A 1,425-nucleotide genomic window follows, 5' to 3' on the forward strand; every position below is an offset into this window, starting at 1 on the left:
CCTGAGAGGTGATGCGTAGCCGTTGTGGTGAATTCAGTGATCCTATGCTGCCGAGAAAAGCCTCTAGTGAGTTGGTACACGGCCCGTACCCCAAACCGACACAGGTGGTCAGGTAGAGAATACTAAGGCGATCGAGAGAACTGTGGTTAAGGAACTCGGCAAAATGCCCCCGTAACTTCGGGAGAAGGGGGACCTGCCCTGGTGACGAGTCTTGCACTCAGAGCTGGGGAAGGTCGCAGAGACCAGAGAGAAGCGACTGTTTACTAAAAACACAGGTCCGTGCGAAGTCGTAAGACGATGTATACGGACTGACGCCTGCCCGGTGCCGGAAGGTTAAGAGGACCGGTTAGCGCTTCGGCGCGAAGCTGAGAATTTAAGCCCCGGTAAACGGCGGTGGTAACTATAACCATCCTAAGGTAGCGAAATTCCTTGTCGGGTAAGTTCCGACCTGCACGAATGGCGTAACGACTTCTCTGCTGTCTCAACCACAGACTCGGCGAAATTGCATTACGAGTAAAGATGCTCGTTACGCGCGGCAGGACGAAAAGACCCCGGGACCTTCACTATAGCTTGGTATTGGTGTTCGGTACGGTTTGTGTAGGATAGGTGGGAGACTGTGAAGCTTGGACGCCAGTTCAGGTGGAGTCGTCGTTGAAATACCACTCTGATCGTATTGGACTTCTAACCTCGGACCATGATCTGGTTCAGGGACAGTGCCTGGTGGGTAGTTTAACTGGGGCGGTTGCCTCCCAAAATGTAACGGAGGCGCCCAAAGGTTCCCTCAGCCTGGTTGGCAATCAGGTGTCGAGTGCAAGTGCACAAGGGAGCTTGACTGTGAGAGTGACAGCTCGAGCAGGGACGAAAGTCGGGACTAGTGATCCGGCACCGGCAAGTGGAAGCGGTGTCGCTCAACGGATAAAAGGTACCCCGGGGATAACAGGCTGATCTTCCCCAAGAGTCCATATCGACGGGATGGTTTGGCACCTCGATGTCGGCTCGTCGCATCCTGGGGCTGGAGTAGGTCCCAAGGGTTGGGCTGTTCGCCCATTAAAGCGGCACGCGAGCTGGGTTTAGAACGTCGTGAGACAGTTCGGTCTCTATCCGCCGCGCGCGTTAGAAACTTGAGGAAGGCTGTCCCTAGTACGAGAGGACCGGGACGGACGAACCTCTGGTGTGCCAGTTGTTCCGCCAGGGGCACTGCTGGTTGGCTACGTTCGGAAGGGATAACCGCTGAAAGCATCTAAGCGGGAAGCCTGTTCCAAGATGAGGTTTCTCTCCCACTTGATGGGTTAAGGCCCCCTACAGACCATGGGGTTGATAGGCCGGAACTGGAAGCACAGTAATGTGTGTAGGTGACTGGTACTAATAGGCCGAGGGCTTACTACGAAGGTGTTACGCGTCCACTGTGCGGTATCTGAAACAACA

Annotated in this window: 1 rRNA gene; it reads left to right on the forward strand. The window is 54.9% G+C overall.

Annotation, left to right across the window (positions count from 1 at the left end):
- Window positions 1-1,386 (forward strand): 23S ribosomal RNA (locus ACFXK0_RS29060); the annotation flags it as partial.
- Window positions 1,387-1,425 lie beyond the last annotated feature (39 nt).

The sequence above is a fragment of the Nocardia sp. NPDC059177 genome (genome assembly GCF_042755165.1).
In the GTDB taxonomy this organism is placed as follows: domain Bacteria; phylum Actinomycetota; class Actinomycetes; order Mycobacteriales; family Mycobacteriaceae; genus Nocardia.